This window comes from Serratia oryzae (assembly GCF_001976145.1).
Classification (GTDB): Bacteria; Pseudomonadota; Gammaproteobacteria; order Enterobacterales; family Enterobacteriaceae; genus Chania; species Chania oryzae.
Map to the genome: position 1 here is coordinate 1 of NZ_MOXD01000042.1, position 1416 is coordinate 1416.

Consider the following 1416-nt stretch of genomic DNA (forward strand, 5'->3'; position numbering starts at 1 on the left):
CAGAACAAGGGGAACGTGGTTGCCGGTGGCACTACCGACGACAACCGTCCGACCCTCAGCGGGACGGGCGCCGAAGCCGGCAACACCATTACGGTGTACAACGGCTCGACCGCGATCGGCACGGCCATCGTCCAGGCGGACGGCACCTGGTCACTGAAACCGACCCTGCCACTGGCCGACGGCCTGGTGACGTTGACGGCGAAGGAGACCGATGCGGTGGGCAACACCACGGCAGCGTCACCGGCGTATGCGTTTACGGTCAGCACCCAGGCCCCGGCGGCCCCGGTGATCGGCTCGGTGGAAGACGATGCGGCGCCGCATACCGGTGCGCTGCAGAAGGACGCCATCACCAATGACAACACCCCGATCCTGAAAGGGACGGCGTTGCCAGGCGGGATCGTGACCGTGTACGACAACGGCACCGCGATCGGGAGCGTCAAGGCGGATGAGAATGGCAACTGGCGCTTCACGCCGGAAACGGCGCTGAAAGACGGCAGCCACAGCCTGACGGCGTCGGTGATGGACAGCATCGGCCAGGTCAGCCCGACCACCGGCGGCTTCGGTATCGTGATCGACACGCAGCCACCGGCGCCGGCCACCGGTCTGGTGGTGAGCGACAACTTTGGTGCCGAGCAGGGGCCATTGACGGCGGGCAGCACCACCGATGACAACACGCCAACCTTCAGCGGCAAGGCGGAAGCGGGCAGCGTGATCACCGTGCTGGACAACGGCAAGGCGATCGGCAGCACCACGGCGGATGACAACGGCAACTGGAGCCTGACGACCAGCACGCCGCTGGACAACGGGGCCCACGACTTCACCACCACGGTGACCGATAAGGCCGGCAACACCAGCGCCGAAGGGGAACACCTGGCGGTGACGGTGGACGTGGTGCCGGGTCAGGTACAGCTGAACGGGCTGGCGGATGACAAGGGCGATATCCAGGGTGCCATCGTGCAGGACGGCGTGACGGACGACACCCGTCCGACGCTGAGCGGCACGGCGAAAGCCGGTAGCGTGGTCACGGTCAGTGATGGTGAGACGGTGCTGGGCAGCGTGACGGCGAAAGCCGACGGCAGCTGGAGCTTCACACCGACGGCCGATCTGGGCCAGGGCGACCATACCCTGAGTGCGACGGCGAAAGATCCGGCGGGCAACACCAGCAGCAGCGGCAGCTGGGCGTTTACGGTGGATTCGGTGGCCCCGAACGCGCCGTTTATCGATGCGGCGGCAGACGATGTGGGCAGCGTACAGCCACAGGCGATGGCCAGCGGTGCAGCGACGGACGATCCGACGCCAACGCTGTCAGGCCGTGCAGAAGCCAACAGCCTGGTGATGGTCTCCGACCAGAACGGGTTGCTGGGCTCGGCGCAGACCAACGAGTTGGGCCAGTGGCGCTTTACGCCGGCCGATAAA

The 1416-nt window shown here is 66.5% G+C and carries 1 protein-coding gene; it reads left to right on the forward strand.

Annotated elements, in window-relative coordinates; all coding sequences use genetic code 11:
- Nucleotides 1–15: 15 nt before the first annotated feature.
- Nucleotides 16–1416 (forward strand): Ig-like domain-containing protein (locus BMI79_RS22780; RefSeq protein WP_425272375.1); only part of this gene is annotated, 1401 nt, incomplete at its 3' end.